This window comes from Comamonas piscis, assembly GCF_014109725.1.
GTDB classification, from domain to species: Bacteria; Pseudomonadota; Gammaproteobacteria; order Burkholderiales; family Burkholderiaceae_C; genus Comamonas; species Comamonas piscis.
Window position 1 is genome coordinate 1,562,344 of sequence record NZ_CP058554.1, and the last position, 19,760, is coordinate 1,582,103.

At 60.4% G+C, this 19,760-nt stretch carries 22 protein-coding genes; 12 read left to right on the plus strand and 10 right to left on the minus strand.

Features of this window, described 5'->3' with window-relative positions:
• Positions 1-3: 3 nt before the first annotated feature.
• The gene (locus tag HS961_RS06890; protein ID WP_182327002.1) at positions 4-1,047 is read right to left on the minus strand and encodes an ABC transporter ATP-binding protein; all 1,044 of its coding nucleotides are present in this window, start codon (positions 1,045-1,047) and stop codon (positions 4-6) included.
• A 182-nt stretch (positions 1,048-1,229) separates the two neighbouring features.
• On the opposite strand from HS961_RS06890, the gene HS961_RS06895 reads away from it, so the two are divergent.
• The 8 genes from HS961_RS06895 to HS961_RS06930 all read left to right on the plus strand — a co-directional run bounded on the left by HS961_RS06895 (position 1,230) and on the right by HS961_RS06930 (position 8,367).
• On the plus strand, positions 1,230-2,864 hold the full coding sequence (locus HS961_RS06895) for an ABC transporter permease (protein ID WP_238347819.1): 1,635 nt from the start codon (positions 1,230-1,232) through the stop codon (positions 2,862-2,864).
• A 308-nt stretch (positions 2,865-3,172) separates the two neighbouring features.
• Complete coding sequence (locus HS961_RS06900) at positions 3,173-4,582, plus strand: ATP-binding cassette domain-containing protein (RefSeq protein WP_182327004.1); 1,410 nt, start codon at positions 3,173-3,175, stop codon at positions 4,580-4,582.
• A gap of 53 nt (positions 4,583-4,635) precedes the next feature.
• The gene (locus HS961_RS06905) at positions 4,636-5,040 is read left to right on the plus strand and encodes a hypothetical protein (protein WP_116924645.1); all 405 of its coding nucleotides are present in this window, start codon (positions 4,636-4,638) and stop codon (positions 5,038-5,040) included.
• Positions 5,041-5,052: 12 nt separating this feature from the next.
• Positions 5,053-5,412, plus strand: coding sequence for an arsenate reductase (glutaredoxin) (arsC, locus tag HS961_RS06910; RefSeq protein WP_182327005.1), 360 nt, complete (start codon positions 5,053-5,055; stop codon positions 5,410-5,412).
• Positions 5,413-5,465: 53 nt separating this feature from the next.
• A complete protein-coding gene (locus tag HS961_RS06915) occupies positions 5,466-6,869 on the plus strand; it encodes a phospholipase D-like domain-containing protein (protein WP_182327006.1) in 1,404 nt (467 codons plus the stop codon).
• 123 nt (positions 6,870-6,992) lie between these two features.
• Entirely contained in the window at positions 6,993-7,364 is a 372-nt protein-coding gene (locus HS961_RS06920; protein ID WP_238347820.1) for a hypothetical protein, read from the plus strand.
• Positions 7,364-7,573 (plus strand): helix-turn-helix transcriptional regulator, encoded by a 210-nt coding sequence (locus HS961_RS06925; protein WP_182327008.1) that lies wholly within the window; start codon positions 7,364-7,366, stop codon positions 7,571-7,573. Before HS961_RS06920 ends, HS961_RS06925 begins: the two co-directional genes overlap by 1 nt.
• Before the next feature lie 257 nt (positions 7,574-7,830).
• Positions 7,831-8,367 (plus strand): Dps family protein, encoded by a 537-nt coding sequence (locus tag HS961_RS06930; RefSeq protein WP_182327009.1) that lies wholly within the window; start codon positions 7,831-7,833, stop codon positions 8,365-8,367.
• A gap of 69 nt (positions 8,368-8,436) precedes the next feature.
• Here HS961_RS06930 and HS961_RS06935 read toward each other — a convergent pair whose 3' ends face one another.
• Positions 8,437-9,075, minus strand: a complete 639-nt coding sequence (locus HS961_RS06935; protein ID WP_182327010.1) for a hypothetical protein — start codon at positions 9,073-9,075, stop codon at positions 8,437-8,439.
• Positions 9,076-9,286: 211 nt separating this feature from the next.
• On the opposite strand from HS961_RS06935, the gene HS961_RS06940 reads away from it, so the two are divergent.
• Positions 9,287-9,634 carry a PRC-barrel domain-containing protein gene (locus HS961_RS06940; protein WP_182327011.1) on the plus strand — a complete coding sequence of 116 codons (348 nt, stop codon included), beginning with the start codon at positions 9,287-9,289 and terminating at the stop codon, positions 9,632-9,634.
• A gap of 304 nt (positions 9,635-9,938) precedes the next feature.
• Here the strand turns inward: HS961_RS06940 and HS961_RS06945 are convergent, their stop codons facing one another.
• The 4 genes from HS961_RS06945 to HS961_RS06960 form a co-directional block, all read right to left on the minus strand.
• A complete protein-coding gene (locus tag HS961_RS06945; protein ID WP_182327012.1) occupies positions 9,939-11,033 on the minus strand; it encodes an IPTL-CTERM sorting domain-containing protein in 1,095 nt (364 codons plus the stop codon).
• Between the two features lie 515 nt (positions 11,034-11,548).
• A complete protein-coding gene (locus HS961_RS06950) occupies positions 11,549-12,421 on the minus strand; it encodes a DUF6923 family protein (protein WP_182327013.1) in 873 nt (290 codons plus the stop codon).
• An 881-nt stretch (positions 12,422-13,302) separates the two neighbouring features.
• Positions 13,303-14,667, minus strand: coding sequence for a chloride channel protein (locus HS961_RS06955; RefSeq protein ID WP_182327014.1), 1,365 nt, complete (start codon positions 14,665-14,667; stop codon positions 13,303-13,305).
• Positions 14,668-14,845: 178 nt separating this feature from the next.
• On the minus strand, positions 14,846-15,223 hold the full coding sequence (locus tag HS961_RS06960) for a cytochrome c (protein ID WP_182327015.1): 378 nt from the start codon (positions 15,221-15,223) through the stop codon (positions 14,846-14,848).
• A 406-nt stretch (positions 15,224-15,629) separates the two neighbouring features.
• Here HS961_RS06960 and HS961_RS06965 point away from each other — a divergent pair, with 406 nt between their 5' ends.
• On the plus strand, positions 15,630-15,965 hold the full coding sequence (locus HS961_RS06965; RefSeq protein ID WP_182327016.1) for a hypothetical protein: 336 nt from the start codon (positions 15,630-15,632) through the stop codon (positions 15,963-15,965).
• A gap of 80 nt (positions 15,966-16,045) precedes the next feature.
• On the opposite strand, the gene HS961_RS06970 is transcribed toward HS961_RS06965, so the two are convergent.
• The gene (locus HS961_RS06970; protein ID WP_182327017.1) at positions 16,046-16,594 is read right to left on the minus strand and encodes a hypothetical protein; all 549 of its coding nucleotides are present in this window, start codon (positions 16,592-16,594) and stop codon (positions 16,046-16,048) included.
• Between the two features lie 421 nt (positions 16,595-17,015).
• Here HS961_RS06970 and HS961_RS06975 point away from each other — a divergent pair, with 421 nt between their 5' ends.
• Positions 17,016-17,525: a PEP-CTERM sorting domain-containing protein gene (locus tag HS961_RS06975; RefSeq protein WP_182327018.1), complete on the plus strand. Its 510-nt coding sequence runs from the start codon at positions 17,016-17,018 to the stop codon at positions 17,523-17,525.
• Between the two features lie 107 nt (positions 17,526-17,632).
• On the opposite strand, the gene HS961_RS06980 is transcribed toward HS961_RS06975, so the two are convergent.
• The 3 genes from HS961_RS06980 to HS961_RS06990 all read right to left on the minus strand — a co-directional run bounded on the left by HS961_RS06980 (position 17,633) and on the right by HS961_RS06990 (position 18,738).
• A complete protein-coding gene (locus HS961_RS06980; RefSeq protein ID WP_182327019.1) occupies positions 17,633-18,253 on the minus strand; it encodes a hypothetical protein in 621 nt (206 codons plus the stop codon).
• A gap of 7 nt (positions 18,254-18,260) precedes the next feature.
• Positions 18,261-18,440 (minus strand): hypothetical protein, encoded by a 180-nt coding sequence (locus tag HS961_RS06985; RefSeq protein ID WP_182327020.1) that lies wholly within the window; start codon positions 18,438-18,440, stop codon positions 18,261-18,263.
• A 112-nt stretch (positions 18,441-18,552) separates the two neighbouring features.
• The gene (locus HS961_RS06990; protein ID WP_182327021.1) at positions 18,553-18,738 is read right to left on the minus strand and encodes a hypothetical protein; all 186 of its coding nucleotides are present in this window, start codon (positions 18,736-18,738) and stop codon (positions 18,553-18,555) included.
• Between the two features lie 79 nt (positions 18,739-18,817).
• Here HS961_RS06990 and HS961_RS23770 point away from each other — a divergent pair, with 79 nt between their 5' ends.
• Entirely contained in the window at positions 18,818-19,300 is a 483-nt protein-coding gene (locus tag HS961_RS23770) for a hypothetical protein (RefSeq protein WP_412101654.1), read from the plus strand.
• The last annotated feature ends 460 nt before the right edge of the window (positions 19,301-19,760 follow it).

Consider the following 19,760-nt stretch of genomic DNA (forward strand, 5'->3'; position numbering starts at 1 on the left):
GCTTCAAAGTTCTGGCGCGAAGCAGACCAGGTGCTCGGGTTGCGCACGCAGGCCAATGCTGTCGCCCAGCGCGTGATGTAGCTGGCTGGATACCTGGGCATAGACCAGCTGCTCGCTGGGCAGCTGCAAGGTGTACAGGTACTGCGATCCCCGGAAGGATTTGCGCAGCAAGGTGGCGCGGTAGGGCGAGTCAGCATCAAACACCACCTCGCTGGCGCGCAACAGCACATCACAGGCTGCTTGCGATTCCGGCGCGTCAATGGCACCCAAGGGCGTGGTCAGCTGCCAGCCTTGCGCCGACGACACCGGGTGGGCGGGCAACAGGCTGCCATGGCCGATAAAGTTGGCCACAAAGCGGCTGGCCGGCTTTTGGAACAAGGTGGTCGCATCGGCCCACTGATGCAGGTGGCCGCTTTCCATCACGCCAATCTGGTCGCCAATCGCAAAGGCTTCCAACTGGTCATGGGTCACGAAGAGGGCGGTCGCCTGGGCGGCCTTCAGGATGTCGCGCAGCTCATGGGCCAGGCGTTCGCGCAGATCTACATCGAGGTTGGAGAAGGGCTCGTCGAGCAGCATCAGCTGGGGTTGGGGTGCCAGCGCCCGGGCCAGGGCCACGCGCTGCTGCTGGCCACCTGATAGCTCATGCGGGTAGCGGACTGCACTGTTCTCCAGCCCCACCAGGCGCAGCACCTCTTGCACCCGGTGCTGTTGCTCGGTCCTGGGAAGCTGGTGGATGCCAAAAGCCACGTTCTTGCCGACCGTCAGATGCGGGAAGAGCGCGTAATCCTGGAACACCATGCCGATGCGGCGCTTTTCTGGCGGCAGATTGCTGGTGCTGCTGCTGACCACCTGGCCTTGCAGGCGGATCTCGCCACTGCTGATGGGTTCGAGCCCGGCAACCGCGCGCAGCAAGGTCGTCTTGCCGCAGCCCGAGGGGCCAATTAGCACCCCAATATCGCCCGCCTGCAGCTGCAAAGACACCTGCGCCACGGCAGGCTGGGCGCGCCCGGCGTAGCGCACATTCAGTTGGGAGACCTCTAGAAACATGGCGGCATTGTAGAGGGCCGCCCAATGGCAAGGGGATAAGGATGCTTTGCATAACCCTCGCCCAATGGAATGGACGCGGATCGCCCGAGACCGCGTTCCGGCCATGGCAGGGATTTATGCAGAGGATCCTTTGCAGGGGCGCAGGTAGAATCGCCAGCTTTTGGCCCGTCAGTGATTCGCATTTGCAAAACCTTGCCCGCTTCCGTCGTCAGTTGCTGCTAGTGGCCATTGCCTTGGTGCTGGTGTTGCCGGTGCTCACCGTTTTCAGCGCCTGGCTGCCCGGGGCGGGCAACGATGCCGATGCCTTTGCGGTGGTGCGCGAGATGTTTGCCACCGTGCTGCCGGGCTACATCCACACGACGCTGGCCTTGGGCCTGATGGTGGCGCTGGGCTCGGCGGTGCTGGGCACCTTGTGTGCAGCGGCGGTGACCTTGTTCGATTTTCGGGGCCGCAAAACCTTGGAATGGCTGCTGCTGTTGCCCCTAGCGATGCCAGCCTATGTGACGGCCTATGCCTATACCGATTTTCTGCAGTTCAGCGGGCCGCTGCAGGTGTGGATGCGCGCCAGCTTTGGGCTCGAAGGGCGCCTGCTGCCGGAGGTGCGCTCGCTGGGCGGCGCGGTGCTGGTATTTGTAGTCTCGCTCTACCCTTATGTTTATCTGCTGGCCCGCACGGCTTTGAGCGAACGCGCCGCGCACCTGATGGAGGCCGCGCGCCTGCTGGGCGCCTCGATGCCGCGCCGCATCCGCATGGTGGCCTTGCCGATGGCCCGGCCAGCGGTGGTGGCTGGTGTGGCGCTGGTGATGATGGAGACCCTGGCCGATTTTGGCGTGGTGAGCTACTTTGGCATCCAGACCTTTACCACCGGCATCTACAAGGCCTGGCTGGCGATGGAAAACCGCAGTGCGGCTGCCCAGCTGGCCACCATGCTGCTGGTCCTGGTGCTGGTGGTGCTGCAGCTGGAGCTGCGTGCGCAGCGGCGCATGCGCTTTGTGACCAGCGGGGTAGGGCGCGCCTCATCGGCCGAGGCACAGCCCCACCGGCTGCAAGGCCTGCGCTGCCTGGCCGCCTGGCTGGTCTGCGGTCTGCCGGTGTTGCTGGGCTTTGTGCTGCCGGTCATGTTCATGCTGCGGCCCCTGGCGGCCGATTGGTCGGTGATCCCGCTCGACCGCTTTGTGCAATGGGCTGGCAACAGCATCCGCTTTGGCGCCATCACCGCCGTGCTGGCCGTGGCCATTGCGATGCTGGCCGCCTATGCGGCACGCCGTAGCCAGGATTGGGTCACGCGCGCTACCGTGGGGCTCATCAGCCTGGGTTATGCGGTGCCCGGCGCGGTGATTGTGGTGGGCTTGTTGCTGCCCGTAGGTTGGGTGCAGCAGGCGTTTCCGCAATGGGGCTTCCCAGCGCTGATCACCGCCACTTCGACGGGCATCATCTGGGCCTATCTGGTGCGCTTTACCGCTATCGCGCTGCAGTCCTTGCAAAGCGGCTACACCCGCATTCCCAAGAGCCTGGATGAATCGGCGCGCATGCTGGGCGTGGGTAGCGCCGGCTTGATCGCCCGCGTGCATGGGCCGCTGCTGCGCCGCTCGGCCATGACAGCGGCGCTGCTGGTGTTTGTCGATGTGATGAAGGAGCTGCCCGCCACCATGGTGCTGCGGCCTTTCAACAGCGACACCCTGGCCGTCGTGGCCTACCAGCTGGCGCGGGATGAGCGCCTGGGTGAGGCAGCCCTGCCATCGCTGGCGCTGGTGCTGGTGGGCCTGGTGCCGGTCATTTTGCTGATCCGCACCATGCGGGCGCCTGCCAGCCGCTGACGTCGCTGGGTCTGTCTGCCAGTTGCGATCTGCGCTGCCCGTTTCTCTGCGAATGGCGCCCGTTCAACAGGCCGCCATCTGGGGTGATTGCATTTGCTGTCATTTTTTCGAGCAATTCATAGCGTATCCATATCGCGTTTGATCTAGATCAAACCAGTGCTACGGGTTTCCACCTAAACTGGATTTTCGAAACATCCATGTGCGATGGGGGCTTCATTGTCTGAGCGATGGTGGTGCTGACGTCGCTGCGGTCGGACGGCTGCTGCGCCTCACCTGTGCCAGCCCTCGTTTTGACCAACTCCCACTCCATGCCGCACAGCGGCCTCCATTGCGTGCAACCAACAACACCCGTTCTGGAAACAGACAACTGGGGCGTGGCCTATGGCGACAAGGTCATTCTCAACGGCTTGCAGCTGCAAATTGCGCCCAATGCCATCACGGCCTTGATGGGGCCGGTGAGCGGGGGCAAGTCCACCTTGCTGCGCAGCCTGGCCGGTCTCAATGATGAGAACCCGCGCTTTGCGCAATGGGGGCAGCTGCGCTATGCCGGGCAGCCATTGGCTGGCGCGCACCGCCCGCGCCTGGTGCGCCAGCATGTGCGGCTGATGCAGTCGAGCGTGCAGGACTCGCTGAGTGAGCTGCTGCAGCCTGACCAGCCGCTCTCCGGCCTGGACCGCCGGGCCTGGTGCGAGGCCTATCTGGACCGCATGGGCTTTGGCGACCTCCAACCCCTGCTGACCCAGACCACGATCGAGCTGGCCCCCATGCAGCAGCGGGCCATTGCGATCCTGCGCGAAGCGGCCGCCGCGCCTGCGCTGTTGCTCTGTGATGAACCCAGCGCCGACCTGCAGGACTACGACAGCTACCTGCTGCTGGAACTGCTCAAGCGCATTGCCCAGGAGCGCGCGGTGCTGCTGGTGACCCACAACCAGCGCCATGCGCTGCGGGTGGCCGACCATGTGCTGCTGCTGGCCGGTGGCACGGTGCAGGAATCGAGCCGCGCCGACCGGTTTTTCTCCGCCCCTTATTCACCGGCAGGCCAGCAGTTTGTGCGCAGCGGCAGCTGCGCGGTGGTGGCGGCGCAGCCATCTGTGCAGGAGGCGAGGCAGGCGGAGCCGCCCCCTGTGGCCGCGATTGCTCCGGCCCCCACGGCCGCGCAGGCAGCCCGCCAAAGCCAGCGCGCCGTGTTGCCCGATCTGGCTCTGGCCAACCCGGTGCTGGCGGCCGAGCACTATGTGCCCGGCGCGCGCGGGCCGCGCGGCTTTGCCTGGCTGGTGCCTGGCAAGCTGGCGGGCACGCCGTTGCCGGGCGTGGTCAACGACACCGATATCGACATGCAGGCCTTGAAGCGCTGTGGCGTGACTGTGTTGGTGTCGCTGACCGAGAAGGACATCGACCAGGTGGCACTGGCCCGCAATGGCCTGCGCAATGTACACCTGCCGGTGCATGACCGCGAGCCGCCTTCGGTGTCGCAGCTGCAGATGCTGATGCTCAAGATGAAGCGCCTGCTGCTGGACGGCGAGGTGCTGGCCGTGCATTGCTTGGCGGGCCTGGGCCGCACCGGCACGGTGCTGGCGGCCTGGCTGGTGTTTGAAGGCATCACCGCGGAAGAAGCACTGCGCCGTGTGCGCGACATCGAACCGCAGTATGTGCAGTCTGAGCCGCAGGAGTCTGCGCTTTGGGCCTATGAAGCCATGCTGCTGGAAAAAATGGGCTGATCGCCTTGCGGCGAGCTGGCCCTGTAACCAACCCCATTTGAAGGAACTCACACATGTCCATGGATACCGTTTTGCAGAAAGTCGCCACGTTTGTGCCTGAATGCCTGGCTGCCGGCTATGTCGATGTGGCCACCGGCATGCTGCTGGCCATTCGCACGGTGGATTCGCACCCGCGCGAGGTGATCGACCTGGTGGCCGCTGCAACGGCAGACCTGTTCAACGGTCCCAATGTGTCGATGATCGAGCGCATGTTCAAGAAGTCGCGCGGCCTGCAGGACGATGGCCACCACTATTTCCAGGAAATCATCGTCAACAGCGACAACCTGATCCACATCTTCATGCGCGGCAAGACCAACCCCGAGTACGTGGCCGTGCTGGTCTGCCGGCGCACCGCCAACCTGGGCATGGCGCTGACCAAGGCGCGCATCATCATGCCGGAGCTGGAAGCCTCGCTGTAATAAGATGGCGGGATGGCCGACAACGACACCATCACCATCTACCACAACCCGCGCTGCAGCAACTCGCGAGGCGCGCTGGCACTTTTGGAGGCGCAAGGCATTCAGCCCCAGGTCATTGACTACCTGCACGCACAGCTGAGCACCGCGCATTTGACGGCACTGATCACTCAACTGGGTGTGCCAGTGCGTGAGGTGATGCGCAGCAAGGAAGCCATTTACCAGGACTTGGATCTGGGCCGCGACAGCTTGAGCGATGACGAGCTGATCGCAGAGATCGCTGCGCACCCCGAGCTGCTGAACCGGCCGATTGTGGTGAGCCCCAAAGGCGCCCGCTTGTGCCGCCCGCCCGAGCGGGTGCTTGACCTCCTCTGATGCGTCGGCGCACTGACGTTCTGGCGGTTCCGAGTCTGGCAGAGGCCTAGACCATGCTGCGCGTGACCATCCTCTCCGGCCTGGGCCACACGATTGTGGTGGTGCTGGCCCTCTTGGTCTACACCTTGGTGACCCGCGCCGGCCACCAGCGCCGCCATCCCTCCTCAGCGATTGGCTGGGTGCTGGGCATGGTCACCTTTCCCTATCTTTTTCTGCCGCTGTTTCTGGTGTTTGGTCCGCGCAAGGCGGTGCGCCCACCGGCCCATGCGGTCATCCCCAACACCGGCCAGCGCCGCAGCAGCGTGCCCCAGCAGGTGCCGGCCTGGGCCGGCCAGCTGCTGGCCAGCATGGAGCTCGATGCCGCCCAGCCCAATGCCGAGGTGGTTTTTCACCAAGATGGCTTGCAGGCCTTGCAGCAGCTGCTGCGGCTGATCGAGCAAGCCCAGCGCAGCCTGGATGTCTGCACCTATGTGTTTGCCGATGATGTCGTAGGCCGCCAGATTGGCACGGCCTTGCAGCAGGCGGCGCAGCGCGGCGTCAAGGTGCGCTTGCTGCTCGATGGGGTGGGGTGCTGGCGCTTGCTGCCCTCGCGCTTGCGCCAGCTGCGGCGCTCTGGCGTGCTGGTACGCCGCTTCATGGTACCGATGCTGCAGCCGATTCGGGGGGGCAGCAATCTGCGCAACCACCGCAAGCTGGCCGTGGCCGATGGCGTGCATGTCTGGAGCGGCGGGCGCAACTTAGCCGATGAGTACTTTTTGCCCAGCAGCGCCGGGCACCCGGCCTGGGTCGACCTGAGCTTCAACGTGCAAGGGGCTTTGGCTGGAGTGGTGACGGCGCAGTTTGAAGCCGACTGGCGGGCTGCGAGGGGCCGGCGCCGGCCGATGTGGCTATCGCCCGCGATGGCGCTGGGTGGCGGCGACCAAGCATGGGCCCAGTGGTTGCCCAGCGGACCCGACCATGCCGATGACACCTTGCATGCGCTCTACCTGGCCAGCGCCTTCCATGCGCAGACCTCCATCACCCTGGTTAGCCCCTACTTTGTGCCCGACGATGCCTTGCTGGAGGCCTGGTGTCTGGCCTGCCGGCGCGGCGTGCGGCTGCGCATTGTGGTGCCCCAATGCTCCAACCACCGCCTGGCCGACTGGGCCCGCGAGCGCGCCCTGCGTGCGCTGGTGCTGGCAGGCGCCGAGGTGTTTTGCTCGCCACACATGGTGCATGCCAAGGTGGTGGTGGTGGACGAGAGCATGGCCTTGTGCGGATCGGCCAACCTGGACGGGCGCAGCCTGTTCCTGAACTACGAGGCCATGACCGCCTTCTACAGCAAGCCCGAGATTGCCTGGCTGCAGCACTGGTGCGAGCAGCAGATGCAAGACAGCAGCAGCTATGCCTACCGCCGCCCCAGCTGGTGGCGCGATGTGGGCGAGGGGCTGGTGCGGGCGGTGGCTTTTCAGCTGTAAGAGCGCTCGTTAAGCGGGAATTGACAAGTAAACCTGACATTTGCTAAAGTCAGGTTTACTTTACATCTGTATGCTCACGCCACCATGCACCACATCCTGTCTTCGCCGCCACCATCACATTTCATGCGCGCTTACCTCGTCCGCACTGCGGTATGGATGGGCATCTACTGTGCTATCCATTTGTTGGTGATTCTGGGCTGGTTCGATGCCGTCATCGGCACCCCCAGCGCCTGGCTGCTGGCTGTGGCGGTGGCAGTGCCGATTGCAGCGCAACTGCGTGCATCCCTGCTGTGGATCCAGGCGGCAGACGAGTACCAGCGCGCGCAGGCCATTCGCAGCGTCGTCATTGCCTGCGGCCTGGTGCTGATGCTCTGCAGCATCTGGGGTTTTGGCGAGAGCTATGCTGCAGCGCCCCATCTGCCTGCCTGGTTGGTGGTGCCGCTGTTCTGGCTGGTATGGGCTTTGGTGGGCTGCGCCATGCGGCTGCGCGGCTGATGGACAACCATCTGCGCAGCCTGCGCGCCCAGGCCCAGTGGACGCAGGCCGATCTGGCGCAACGCCTTGGGGTATCGCGCCAGGCCGTGAATGCGCTGGAGACGGGCAAGCACGATCCTTCGCTCGATCTGGCCTACCGCATCAGCGTGGTGTTTGACTTACCGGTGGAGGCGATCTTTCGCAACCCGTATCGCGGCGAAACGGCCTGAGCTTCCGTCGTCGGTGGCTCACGGCCATCACTGATGTGGATCAAGGCGCCGTGCCTTGCCGCAGATCATCAACATTGGCTGACAGGCTTTTGTTTGCAATATTTTTGCTTTGGTATGAAGCTAGATAGCCTCTGAATAGCAGAGTCTGTTAAAGCGGATGGGCCGCTGCCATCTGGCTGCCATTCTGGCGCCGGATACTGGCTGGTCAAGCCGCTTTCGCTTCGTTTGTCTTCAACGCATTGTTTGAAAGGTACACCATGGCCAAATCTGACCGCAGCAGTAAAACGGAACCCAAGACCCGCCGCAAAGCACCGCTGGCAACCCCCAGCGATCTGCATGCGGACGCGACCCAGGACATCAGCGCGGCGCTGAACGGCATCCTGGCCGATGTGTTTGCGCTCTACCTGAAAACCAAGAATTTCCACTGGCACATGAGCGGCCCGCACTTCCGTGACTACCACCTGCTGCTCGATGAACAAGCCGACCAGCTGTACGCGATGACCGATGCCATCGCCGAACGCATCCGCAAAGTGGGTGGCACGACCCTGCGCTCGATTGGCCACATCGCCCGCTTGCAGCGCATCAGCGACAACGACGCTGACTATGTGGAGCCGCTGGATATGCTGGCCGAGCTGCGCGAGGACAACCAGCAGCTGGCCGCACGCCTGCGCGAGGCGCACAACGTCACCGATGAGCACCGTGATATTGCGTCTTCCAGCCTGTTGGAAAACTGGATTGACGAGACCGAGCGCCGCACCTGGTTCCTGTTTGAATCCAGCCGCAACGCGGGCTGACCACCCATAAAAAATGCTGCCCCTGGGCATTGCGCGCAGGGCAGCATCTGCATGTGGAGCTAGCGCCGTTTAACGCTGCTGACGGCGCTTGTGCAGCCAGGCCAGCGGGGCCAGCAGCAGCGACAGCAGCGCCAGACTCCAGGGGGCCATCATGGGCACGGCAGTTGTCGACGCCGGGGCCGCGACGGCGCGGCCGACGACTTGGCCGGAGGCGACCATGCGCAGGTTTCCAGGCAATGCCTCGCAGTCGATGTCCTGGCAAACGCCAGTGAATGCTTTGGTGCGCAGCGCAACAGCTTCTGGCTGACCTTCGGGTTCACCTTGTGGAGGGTTGATGGGGATGGTTCCCCCAGCATCTGTCATGGCGCTTGACAAGTCCAGGTACAACGCCTGTTTGCCCGTTAAGTCGCTGTTGTCTGCAGGCACAAAAACAATGTACTGCTCGGGGTCGGGAGGCACGGCAGAGCAGTTCGTGCCATTGCAGGTGGTGACGAAGGTCGCTGCGGGGGTGCCTTCGGTGCCCGTGGTAGAAATATTGACACCGCTGATCGTCCCGGTGCTGGCGTCAAACACATAAGAGCCCGTAGCTCGTCCGCCATCGACAAACTGCACATTCGTCAGGGTCCACTGCACCGGCGCAGCATTCGCGGCCGAGGCAAAGCCTCCTACGGCCAGGGCCACGGCGCTGGCGCACAGCAATTTCTTCATCGCAATCTCCAAGTGTGTTGAATGCAAACAAATGTATCGCATTTCAAAGTATTGACTATCCCGTGTTCTGGGGATTTCATGTCCGTTGAAACTCTGTTAGGCGACTTTGTCAGACGCCACGCCTTTTTGCTGCAAGCTGCCTAGGAGCCGAAGCAAGGCGCAGGTAAATATTGCTACAGTCTGAACCTGCTCCTATTTTTGTGGTGGATATATGGATAACCAAGAGAAAGTAACAATTCACACGCCCTTCGCCATTTCGCCGCGCGGTGCCGAGGTTCTGGCCACCGGCTGGAGCGTGAAGAAGGAGTTCATGGGCGAGCCGGTGCATGACACCAATGGCCAAGAGATTGGCACCGTCGACGATGTGATTGTTGGCAAGGAAGACAGCCTCATCTTCGCGATTGTCGGAATTGGCGGTTTCATGGGGCTGGGCACCTATGACGTGGCCATCGAGTTCTCGCGCTTCAAGCTGGGCAAGTATGGCCTGCTGCTGCCTGACGCGAGCAAGGAGACCTTGCAAGGTCTGCCGCAGTTTGTGTATCCGAAGGCGACGACTTAAGTCGGCGGGTTGCAGGCGGCAGGTCGCTGTGAGCGGCTGATGGTTGCGCAGCGAATCTGGCGGTGCGGAAATGCTCCGGTGCTTGGCATGGTCAAGACCGGAGCTTTCTTTTTCTGAGCCTTTGTGTCGCGGCGGTTTGTTCTAGGAATCCTCTGCAAAACTCCCTGCCGTGGTCTGAACGCGGACTCGGGCGATCCGCTGCGTTGTCTTCCTTGTCAATAGCTACGGCTCGACTGCAAAAGACGCCTTGCGGCTCATCCCGATCCGCATCCATCCCGCTGGGCGAGGGTTCTGCGGAGGATCCCTAGCGCCTGCGTTGACGCACGGTGCCGAACACGGCCAACAGCAAGCTGAGTGCTATTCCACCCCACAGACCCAGCCCGGGAACCGGCGTTGGTGTCTGCGGTACGACGCGGGTGGTAACGGGTCCTGCCGGGGTGCTACACACTTCCAGCCCCGGCGTGGCACCGGTCTGCGCAGCGGGTATGACGCAGAAAAAGACATATTGGTTCAGGTCGCCGGGCTGCAGCACATAGCTCGGGGTTTGGCCCGCGCCACCGGTTGTTCCGCTGGCCACGATGCGGCCATCGCTGGCGCTGCTGATGCTGGGAAGTGGGCTGGTGACAAACTGGTAGCTGGTGCCGCTGGGGTTTTCGGCATCGCCATTGTTGTCAGCATAGGTGTAGCTGCCAGTCACTGTCGAGCCAACCTGCGGTGTGCCTGTGATGGACGGCACGGCCACAGGGACGGTATTCGGTGGCGCACGTTCGATCAGGGCCGCCATGTTTTGGTAAGCCGGATCCTGGTTGCGAAAGAGATCGATGGTGTAGGTGGTGGAGCGGTACGAGCTGCGCAGGCTAGGCAGATTCGCCTTCATGGCGGTGTACAAGGTGGTGTAAGCGCTGACAAAGGCTGCCTGATCGCTGCCTCCGTATTCAGTCACGTCCTCGGTGCTGGGGCGCGATATGCCCCCTGTGACATCGATGCTGGCGGCCGTTCCGTTGTAATCATTGCCAATCTCCCACAGCGCATATTGCAGGGCACGCCGTTGCTCGACGCTACCCGTCTTGTAGTAGCTCAGGTAGTACTGATCCAGTACCCAGTGGATGGCCGCTTCGCCCGCTGCCCCAGCAGGCCCCTTGATAGCGCTGGCGCCAGCTGCGGTGTCGAACTGGGACGTGATGTCAAACGGAGGCCGGGCTCCGTGGTCGATGCAAAACATCAGTACTGGCAAATCGCTATACGCTGATCCGCTGGCGTCATACGTCAGGTCGGACGAGCGAAAGGAATAAACATCATCTCCGGCGTAGTTGGTGGTGCCGGTGATCAGTGCGGCGGCAGACAAGCCGGGCACCGCGATGGCAAGCGCTGCGGCAAGGGTCAGCAAGTGTTTTCGCATCGTTCGTTCCATTCGATGTTATGAGGCACAAAGGCACCTTTGTTGAAATATCAACACCCTTCCCACCCGGTCGATATCCAGGGAAAAAACCGCGCATTTTCTAAATTCATCGAAATGAATGCGCTTGTTTCTATCGCCTTAAATAAAAACTATGAATTTGAACGACCGATAAAATCAAATGATGGCTGTCGTTCACCGAAGCTATGGGTGCAGGCGTCTTGAGGCTGGTGAAACTGTACAGCGCAACCCTGTAGGGGCATTTTTGCTTTTCTTCCGAATTATTTGCTTTTATGCCATTTCAAGACTAAAGCAGGTTCCAGTTGAATATTATTTAAATTGTTTAACTGGCGGGCAGAAGTCAGAATTTGGTTGAATAAACCCAAACAATGAACCATCCTCAACCAATATATGCATGCTCGCCTCGAGCGACGGATATTATTTTGTCCGCGCACCCATGAACAAGGCCTCTGCGCGACGCAGAGCGCCACAGAGGCCTTGAGCACTGGTCAGGGCGTTTAATGCGTTCGGTTTCTCAGGCGTGCCGCACCGATGCCGAGCAAACCTGCCAGCGCCAGCAGCATCCAGGGCGAATCAAGAGGAACGGGGGTTGCCGGAGGCGTCACCACCGGGGGCACGGTGACAGCGACTGCGGCATTTGGGCAACTGGCGCCATCATTGCTGCTCGATGAGGGGGCCGCCGATAGGCGGGTGCGCTGGCCGGTGGTCAGGTTGATCTGGAAGAAACCACTGCCATTATTGGCAACGCCAAACAAGCCGTTGGTGCCCGAAAACTGAGCGCCGAGTACACCGCCCGTGGTATCGGGCGACCCCAAGGCAGTGGTGCTGCCGGTGCTCACATCGATCGCGTAGAGTTGGCCATTGTCTGCGGTGGAATACAGCAAGCCGCCTGTCCAGCCCATGTCCGAGGTCTGGAACGATGCGCTCAGGTTGATGACGGTGGCGGTGGGTGGGCTGGCCAGTACATCAATGGCATAGATGGCATTGTTGTTGCCAAAGGCCTTGACGTAGTAAACGCCCGCGCTGCTGAAAGCGCCACTGTTGTAGGCCACGTTGGGGAGATTGGCAATGGTACCCAGCGACGTGGTGGCCCCGTTCTCTGCAATCTGGAACAACTCGTTGTTCACCACCCCATACAGCTGGTTGTTGCCGGGGTTGTAGCCCGTTGCGTTGTAGTTGTTGGGGGAGGTGCCTTGCGAGACAAAGGCGACCGGGATCACCGCGGGGCTGATGAACAGCTCCATGGTCGCTGGGTTCAGACCGGTACCTTGCGACACATACAGGCTGCCATCACAGCTCAGGGCCGATGCGGACAAAGACGCCCCCATGCCCAAAGTGGCAACGACCAGCGACACCATGGTTCGAGCCAAGCGGCGCTTTGGCGACTTGCCCACTGCAAACGATTTTGGACCCATATCACACACCCCCTTCAAAGGAATAAACGAAAAATTTGCACCACCTGCAATCCATTGGCAGCGTTAACGCATCCAGGTCTACAAGGGCTTTATCCATCGCACCAGCCTTTAGCCATTCAGCATCTGGAGCGTGGGCGCTGAAGCACCTTTATCGTTAATTGGAATGTGGCCTGCGTTGGCTGAAAAAATATGCTTATCTATCAGTGAGAGCTGTTGGCGGCAGATCATCTATGCATCATGTGTTGTGAATAAAACCAGCATGGCTTAGACGAAAGGGCGTTTGTGAGTGCCAGTTCATTTTTTGTTTAATGGCTTATTTTTGCATTTTTTAAAATCAAAATGGGGATTATATTGTTGTTTTTGAAATGTTAAATAAATAGGCCTATTTGTTAAATTAACTGAAAAACAAAATACTTTTCAGAATATCAAATAGGCGCATGAGGAAATGAGGGTAAGCGATATGAAAACCCAATAAAACCTGGTTTACGCAAGGAATGTTTTGCAAAACGCTCGCCTAGCGAGATGAAAGTGGAGGTGGATGGGGGTGAGGTGCAAGGCGTCTTTTGCAGTCGAGCCGTAGACTAATCACAAGGATGACAACGCAGCGGATCGCCCAAGCCCGCGTTCAGACCGCGGCAGGGAGTTTTACAGAGGGCCCGTAGCAGTAGATAACTGGGAGGTCGTTGAGGAACGTAGCTTCTATCAGAAACGGAATCTGAAAAGCGCCTGAAGAAGGCGTGCAGATGTTGCCTTAATCTGAACGTTGGCGCCAAGTGCCAATGCCGCTGAGCACCCTCAAGGCCGAGCGCTACCCACTGACCCGCCTCAGCGCGTGATCAGGATGAGGCGGCTGCCTTTTGCACCGCGTCCTCGGCCTTGGGCGGCACGGCGGGCGGGACCTGGCTGAGCATGTAGTTGGCCAGGGTTTCGTAGAGCGGCCTGGCGATCATGCGCGAGACTAGGCTGGCGAGCATCGCGGCCGCCATCAAGCTCAGCACCAGGGAGTGGCCATCCACCATCTCCATCACGATGATGAAGGCCGTGAGCGGGGCTTGTGTGACGGCAGCCAGAAAGGCCGCCATGCCCATCGCAATCAAGGCGGGTGCAATATCGCTGCCCATCACCAGGGACACATTGTGTCCAACGCCTGCGCCGATCGACAGCGAGGGCGCAAAGATCCCGCCAGGCACACCCACCCAGGCAGACAGCCAGGTGGCAATGAATTTGAGCGTCACGTACAGCGCGGGCAACTCGGCTTCACCCGCCAGCATGTGCTTGACTTCTTCCGAGCCGGCGCCAAAAGTGGCACCATTGGTGGCCAGCCCGATGATGGCAATCAACAAGCCGCCCGCAGCTGCAAAGCGGATGGGATATTTAGCGCGTATACGGTTCAGACGCTCAGGTGCGCCGGTGAGGGATGCGGCCATGAGCTTGGCAAACAAGCCGCCTAATACGCCGCAGCTCAAGGCCACACAGATGCCGGGCAGCAAGGCGTGCCAACTCAGGCTGGGCACCTGGATACGCCCGAAGTAGTTCAGGTTGCCAAATGCCGACACCCCCATCAGACCGGCCAGCACGATCGCCGCAATGATCAGGCCGCTGGCACGAGACTCCAGCTTGCGTGACAGTTCCTCAATGGCAAACACAATCCCTGCCAGCGGCGCATTGAAGGCCGCCGCTATGCCCGCTGCGCCACCCGCCACCAGCAGTGCATGGCTGGTGATGCCTGAGCGCGGACCAAACCAGCGTTTGGCATGGTGCATGACGCCTGCCGCCACTTGGACCGAAGGCCCCTCGCGGCCAATCGACAGCCCTGCTAGAAAGCCCAGACCCGCCAGCGTGATTTTGGAGGCGGAGAGCCACAGCGACACAAAGCGGCTGCGTTGCTGGTCATTGAGCGCCGTCTCTTGCGCGGCCATGACTTGCGGAATCCCCGAGCCCGCAGCGCCGGGCGCCCAAAGGCGTGTGGCCCAGACAATGGCTGCCGTCAGACAAGGCGTCCACAGCAGCACGGCCCAGCCACCTTGCCAGCGGTAGATGTGCATGAACCAGTCGAAGGCCTGCTCGGCCACCATCGTGAACCCCACCACGCACAAGCCGGCCGCAGCCGCATAGGCCAGCACAATGCAACGCTCCACCCAGCGCCAGCCATCCCCGAATTCTTGCCTCAGGTTCTGTACGAAATCGGGTTCTTGCTGCATTGCGCCCTCATGGAGTGAGGGGCCAGTCTAGTCAATTCGTGTGGGATGGGTTATGCCGTCCGTCAGCCCGTGACCATAACGCTCGGGTTCTTGGGCTGATGCAAGCGGAGAAAGCTGCCACTGCTGGGGTTTGGGACGATGCCTGACAGCGACTCTTGGGGTGAGTGCGGAATGCGCGTCACCGCCTTTTCGAAATCTCTGTAGTCATGTAGGCATTCAGGTCACGCAAATCCTGAACCCGCCAGGTGAACGCTGGCAGCTTGACGCCGTTCTCGCGCAAGGTTTTGGGAATCAAATCACCGTTGGGCCGCAGCACCACCGAGGAAACGATGACGCCTGGGTAATCGTGCAGGCGCTTCTTGAACGCTGCGGTGCTGAGGTCGGGTGTGGGCGGATTGCTTTTGTTGGCCAGAGGGCCCGTGCCCTTGAGGTCGGCGCCATGGCACATGGCGCAGCGTTGCACAAAGATATTTTTGCCATTGCTGTTTTCTGCCTGCGATCCCGTGGCGTGTGCCAGCAGCAGAAGACCGAGCGAGGCGAAGATGGTTTTTTTCATCGGGTGTTATGGAATGGGTAGCCCGCGGTATTTTGTCGCGAGTATTCCACGCTCACCCGCTGATGTTGGACCTATATTTTTATGGGTCTCAGGCCTGCGAAGCCTGCATGGGGTAAAAGTGCTGACAGTCTCGCCACTCCTGCACAGGCTGGTCGTCTAGATATGTGTTGGGCTTTGGCAGAAATCCGCCGAAGCACTGGGCAATGCGGGTGCCGGACTGCTGGCTGGGTATTGGTATAGCTGCGCCAAGTCTTGAAAAGATTCCGGGCGGAATCCATGCGATGGTCTATATTGCTTGCTGCGCAGCGCTGTTGGCACCATGGCCCAGCTAATGCTCCAGGTGGATTGCCCAAGCTGAATCCGGGCGCCCACTCTGATTTCTGTTTCAACTCTCAGGAGGTCGCACGTGCATAAAAATCTCTTCGCTTTAGGGGTGTCGATGCTGGTCTTGGCCGGATGCGGCTCTGCTCCTTCGCAGAGCCGGACAGAGGCAGACCAGGGGCGCTGCGCAGGCTACGGTTATCAGCCGGGGAGCGACAGCTTTGCCAAATGCATGATGACGGTCGATGTTGCACGTGAAAAGCGAGACGCGAGAGACCACCCCAGCGATGCACGTATGAAGTCCTTGAGCATCGAGCGCAACGGCGATACGCGCTTTCCGATTTGCTCTGCGGCTGGTATGGACAACAATCTGGATACGGTCAACAACGCTTGGTATGGGCCCAATTGCCGGCAGCGATGATGCGCTGCTGAACGGGCTGGGCCCTGGGTATAGGCTTGCCGGCGCCAAGCCATGGTGGTTCGGTTTGGTGCGCGTGGACCTTAACTGAACTGGTCGGTGTAATAACAGGCTGGGCAGGACCTGCAGGCGAAGAGAGATATTTCGCGCAGCGATTCTGGTGGGCCCTGGTTCGCAAATGGTCTCGGCTGTTTTCCGATGCCTTTTTCCCAGTATTGGTGGGATTGCTGCGTGGCCAGCAAATGTAGGAAGTTCAGCGGCGAGCCGCTGAATTCACACCAGGAATCACAGCAAAACGGCCAATCAAAGCAGCCCTGCAAAAACAGCGGAATGCCTGGCAATTGGTTGAACGCTTGCCAAGCGCTTTCGGGATCTTTGGCCAAACTGTGAACAGTCTGCGCTACATCGTGTCGGTTGGATCGCCGAACATTGCCGCTCTGGATGCAGCTGGCGCACAAATAGCAAACCTCGGGCTCTTCCTGCGCCAGCGCCACATTGGCCGCCAGATGGGGATCGACCAGGGTTCCGGCATACCCGTATACCGGCATCTCGGGCCGTTCGCATTGCTGGCAAATCTCATTGGCTACGCTGCGCAGGGCAGCGTCTGCAACATGTTTGAATACGGTTCCCATGGCATGCCTTCCTCAGAAGCTTACTAGTATCTGCGATCGGGTTGGGACACAGGGTGGCGTCCACAGCGCAGAATCCGGCCCATGTGCGGATAACCGTTGGTTGCGGTCGTGGTCAACGGCTGGCTAGCGTATGGAACGAGGGCGATCCTGGCAAATGTCAGCGAGTAGATGCGTTCATCAGCAGTTCCTGGGACCCTGCGAGCGCGGCGGAAGAATTGCTGCAGCGGCGCGCTGGTCATGCTGCCACCACGTTTCAGAGATGCGGTCGATGAGGCGGCGATACCTTGATGGCCAAACATCGATGTGAAAAAGCCCAAAGGTGTTGCGGGCGTGCTGAATGATCGGAGCAAGTGCAAACTTCATTGATTGTTAAAAAATGTCGCAATAGAATCGCGAGCAGCTGTTTTCTCCGAAAAGCTGTATGCCTAAAAATCTTCTCGCGCTGGTCGCATTTGCGGCGCTCGCTGCTTCTGCCTCCGCACAAACCTATGTTGGAAGCTTCAGAGTCCAGGATGGAGCTGATTGGCAAACCAATCCCCAGGTTTATTCGGGGCTAGAGGCCGCAGCTTTGCGTTTCGGCGGTGCTCCGACGGACTACGCCATATCCGTCAATCCCAGCACCACCCAACCATCGACGATCACGCACTCCGCGTATTACTCGCCTTGGGGACTGGCGTGTGGCGTGTTTCCGGAAGATGCCAAGATTGACGAAGGTGCGCCTGGGTATAACGCTCCCGGTGGCAACAACACGGCCCTGTCAGCGTATGTCGATGACAATTGCCTCTCAGACGAAACCAACTATGTCTGGCGTGTTCAGGCGGCTCCCGCGCTGAATGCCACCCCGGTACCCGGACTCGGTTTCTGGGGTCTGCTGTCGCTGGGTGCGGTCTTGGGAGCGCTTGGCATGCGCCGTTCGCGCAGCTCTGTTTGAGACGTCTTGCTGTCGGCGGCAAGGCTTGCCGACCAGCGCACCATAGGTGCAGCCTAAAATAACGGGAAGAACGCTGACTGCGCGGGTGGACACCCGTTAAATTCCGTCTAATTCTGCCCTTTTGTCCCGTTATTTGTCCCGTTCTCACCTTCAGGCTCCGATCCCAGAAAGGCGTCCAGCTTGCGGCGCTCCACCCCCTTGTCGGCGCCATCAATCCAACGGCTGACGAAGCGTGCAGCTGCTTCCTCTGGGTCGTAGTCGTTCCAGGTCTTATCGCGCTTGATTCCCCGCAAGGTCTTTTTGCAGAGCGTCTCCGCTGGCGTCATGTCGAATAGCGCCTTCTCACTCCCAAAGCGCGCTAGAGCCTCATCCTGGCTAGCCTTTTTCTTGACGGGCGATTGGGCTAAGTCTTCGAGGTTTGCAAAGTCAAAACCCCCGAACACTGCTGCCAAGGTTTTGCCTCCGCTCGCGCGCACCAAGTAGTCGCTGTAGCGACGCTCAAGGTCCTTGGCGGGGGTCTCGATCTTCTTGAAAGCCTCCAGCGCATTGTCGATCAGCACCGTGGCCCCGGTCTTGATGCAGTCGCGCAGCCACAGCACCGCATCTAGCTCGCGGTCGCCAGTCTCGTTCTTTGGTGACGGCGTCTGCACAGTGACCAGCGCAGTGCTGGCGCTGAGTAAGATGGGAGGAAGCGAGAAGAGGGCGCGGAATTCTTGGTTATCGTTCATGGGGTCCTTACAAGTGCTGGCGGGCAGCGCGTTCAATTTCTGCGCGGTGGTCCAGCCGGGCGCGGCGGTCGTTGCGCGCGTTGCGCCACACCAGGCCGAGAGCCCAGGCAGCAGCTTTGGCCCAGCTGGCGCCTGCCCAGCGGCGCATGGTGAAGAGGCGATAGGCTAGGGTGAACTGCTCAACCATGGGTGCTTCTCCGGAAGCTTCGAGGTATCTGCGACAGCTTTCCCAAGCTTCATCAGGCGGTAGCCAGAAAGCTCGCGTACCAGCGTCAGACCTGCCGTGTTGATCGCGTCGATCAGCGTTTGAGGAACCCCGAAATTCTCGGCAATGTCTTCAAGGTTTTGGCTTCGGCCTCGTGGCCGTGCTGGCGCAACTTCGCAGCGGCGCGGGCGATTGGGTTGTGGACTTCCATAAGGCTCCAATAAAAAAGCCCGCGAGTGTTGCGGGCGTGTTGAATCAGCGAAGCAAGTACAAACTCCATTGATTGTTAAAAAGTGTTGCCATAGAATTCAGCGCAGCCCTTTTCTCAGAAAGCACTTATGCGCAAAAATCTATTCGTCATGGCCTCGTTGGTACTTTTCGCAGCTACTGCCTCCGCGCAGACATATGTCGGAAGCTTCAAAGTGAACGATGGACCCGATTGGAATCTTCCAACCACTCCGGTGTATTCCGCCTTAGAGGCTGCTGCGTTACTCTTCGGAGGAGCGCCAACCGATTACGCTGTGTCTATTGACCCAAGTACGACGAACCCGGCAACGATCACACACACCGCGCACTACGATGGATGGGGTGAAACGTGCAGCATTCAAGCTGAAACTGAACGAGTCGATCAGGATCCAGTCGGCTATCAGCTACCAGGTGGCACTGGCTCGGCACGCTCTGCGTATGTCAGCGACCATGGATGCGATGGTGTCAACTATGTCTGGCGAATCAAGGCCGCAGTGCCACCAACCCCAGTGCCAACTCTTGGTGTATTCGGGCTTATGTCTCTTGGTGCGCTAATCGGAGTCTTGGGCTTCCGCCGTACACGCAAGTCCGTTTGATGAAATCAGCCTATAGCGGCTTACAGACTATTTTTAACTAGAAGCCTAAGCCTTCTGTCACAAGGCTTGGGTTTCCCGCCCGGATACGCTCCGGGCAGGCGCGCTGAGATTCCAACCAGCGTTGCCGTTACTGTTCTTGGTCGCATTCACCTCACCAGTTGAGCCTTGCAGGGCTACGGTTGGGCACTGCGCAGAGCAGCGGCCGTGCCCGCTGGTGCAATTGGCCGGACGATGCCCCACAGGCAGGGCAAGCAACATCGGCAGGGCTGACTTTTTAAAGACCTGGAGGGGGCTCGCTCGATCACTGGCACCCATCGCCTGGTGCAACCTCTGCTGCGCTCCACTGGAGCTGGACCTTCCTCTTGCATCGAGTCAGTTCAGGGGCCGGATCGCTACCCCTTACGATCAGGCTGTCGCCTCGGACAATCCGATCCTCCCAGTCGATGCATGCAGTTGTCCA

Bases quoted from the DNA above. Each gene is read 5' to 3' on its own strand.
- HS961_RS06890 (WP_182327002.1), bottom strand. From the start codon at position 1,047: ATGTTTCTAGAGGTCTCCCAACTGAATGTGCGCTACGCCGGGCGCGCC.
- HS961_RS06900 (WP_182327004.1), top strand. From the start codon at position 3,173: ATGCCGCACAGCGGCCTCCATTGCGTGCAACCAACAACACCCGTTCTG.
- HS961_RS06905 (WP_116924645.1), top strand. From the start codon at position 4,636: ATGTCCATGGATACCGTTTTGCAGAAAGTCGCCACGTTTGTGCCTGAA.
- arsC (WP_182327005.1), top strand. From the start codon at position 5,053: ATGGCCGACAACGACACCATCACCATCTACCACAACCCGCGCTGCAGC.
- HS961_RS06915 (WP_182327006.1), top strand. From the start codon at position 5,466: ATGCTGCGCGTGACCATCCTCTCCGGCCTGGGCCACACGATTGTGGTG.
- HS961_RS06920 (WP_238347820.1), top strand. From the start codon at position 6,993: ATGCGCGCTTACCTCGTCCGCACTGCGGTATGGATGGGCATCTACTGT.
- HS961_RS06925 (WP_182327008.1), top strand. From the start codon at position 7,364: ATGGACAACCATCTGCGCAGCCTGCGCGCCCAGGCCCAGTGGACGCAG.
- HS961_RS06930 (WP_182327009.1), top strand. From the start codon at position 7,831: ATGGCCAAATCTGACCGCAGCAGTAAAACGGAACCCAAGACCCGCCGC.
- HS961_RS06935 (WP_182327010.1), bottom strand. From the start codon at position 9,075: ATGAAGAAATTGCTGTGCGCCAGCGCCGTGGCCCTGGCCGTAGGAGGC.
- HS961_RS06940 (WP_182327011.1), top strand. From the start codon at position 9,287: ATGGATAACCAAGAGAAAGTAACAATTCACACGCCCTTCGCCATTTCG.
- HS961_RS06945 (WP_182327012.1), bottom strand. From the start codon at position 11,033: ATGCGAAAACACTTGCTGACCCTTGCCGCAGCGCTTGCCATCGCGGTG.
- HS961_RS06955 (WP_182327014.1), bottom strand. From the start codon at position 14,667: ATGCAGCAAGAACCCGATTTCGTACAGAACCTGAGGCAAGAATTCGGG.
- HS961_RS06960 (WP_182327015.1), bottom strand. From the start codon at position 15,223: ATGAAAAAAACCATCTTCGCCTCGCTCGGTCTTCTGCTGCTGGCACAC.
- HS961_RS06970 (WP_182327017.1), bottom strand. From the start codon at position 16,594: ATGGGAACCGTATTCAAACATGTTGCAGACGCTGCCCTGCGCAGCGTA.
- HS961_RS06975 (WP_182327018.1), top strand. From the start codon at position 17,016: ATGCCTAAAAATCTTCTCGCGCTGGTCGCATTTGCGGCGCTCGCTGCT.
- HS961_RS06980 (WP_182327019.1), bottom strand. From the start codon at position 18,253: ATGAACGATAACCAAGAATTCCGCGCCCTCTTCTCGCTTCCTCCCATC.
- HS961_RS06985 (WP_182327020.1), bottom strand. From the start codon at position 18,440: ATGGTTGAGCAGTTCACCCTAGCCTATCGCCTCTTCACCATGCGCCGC.
- HS961_RS06990 (WP_182327021.1), bottom strand. From the start codon at position 18,738: ATGGAGTTTGTACTTGCTTCGCTGATTCAACACGCCCGCAACACTCGC.
- HS961_RS23770 (WP_412101654.1), top strand. From the start codon at position 18,818: ATGGCCTCGTTGGTACTTTTCGCAGCTACTGCCTCCGCGCAGACATAT.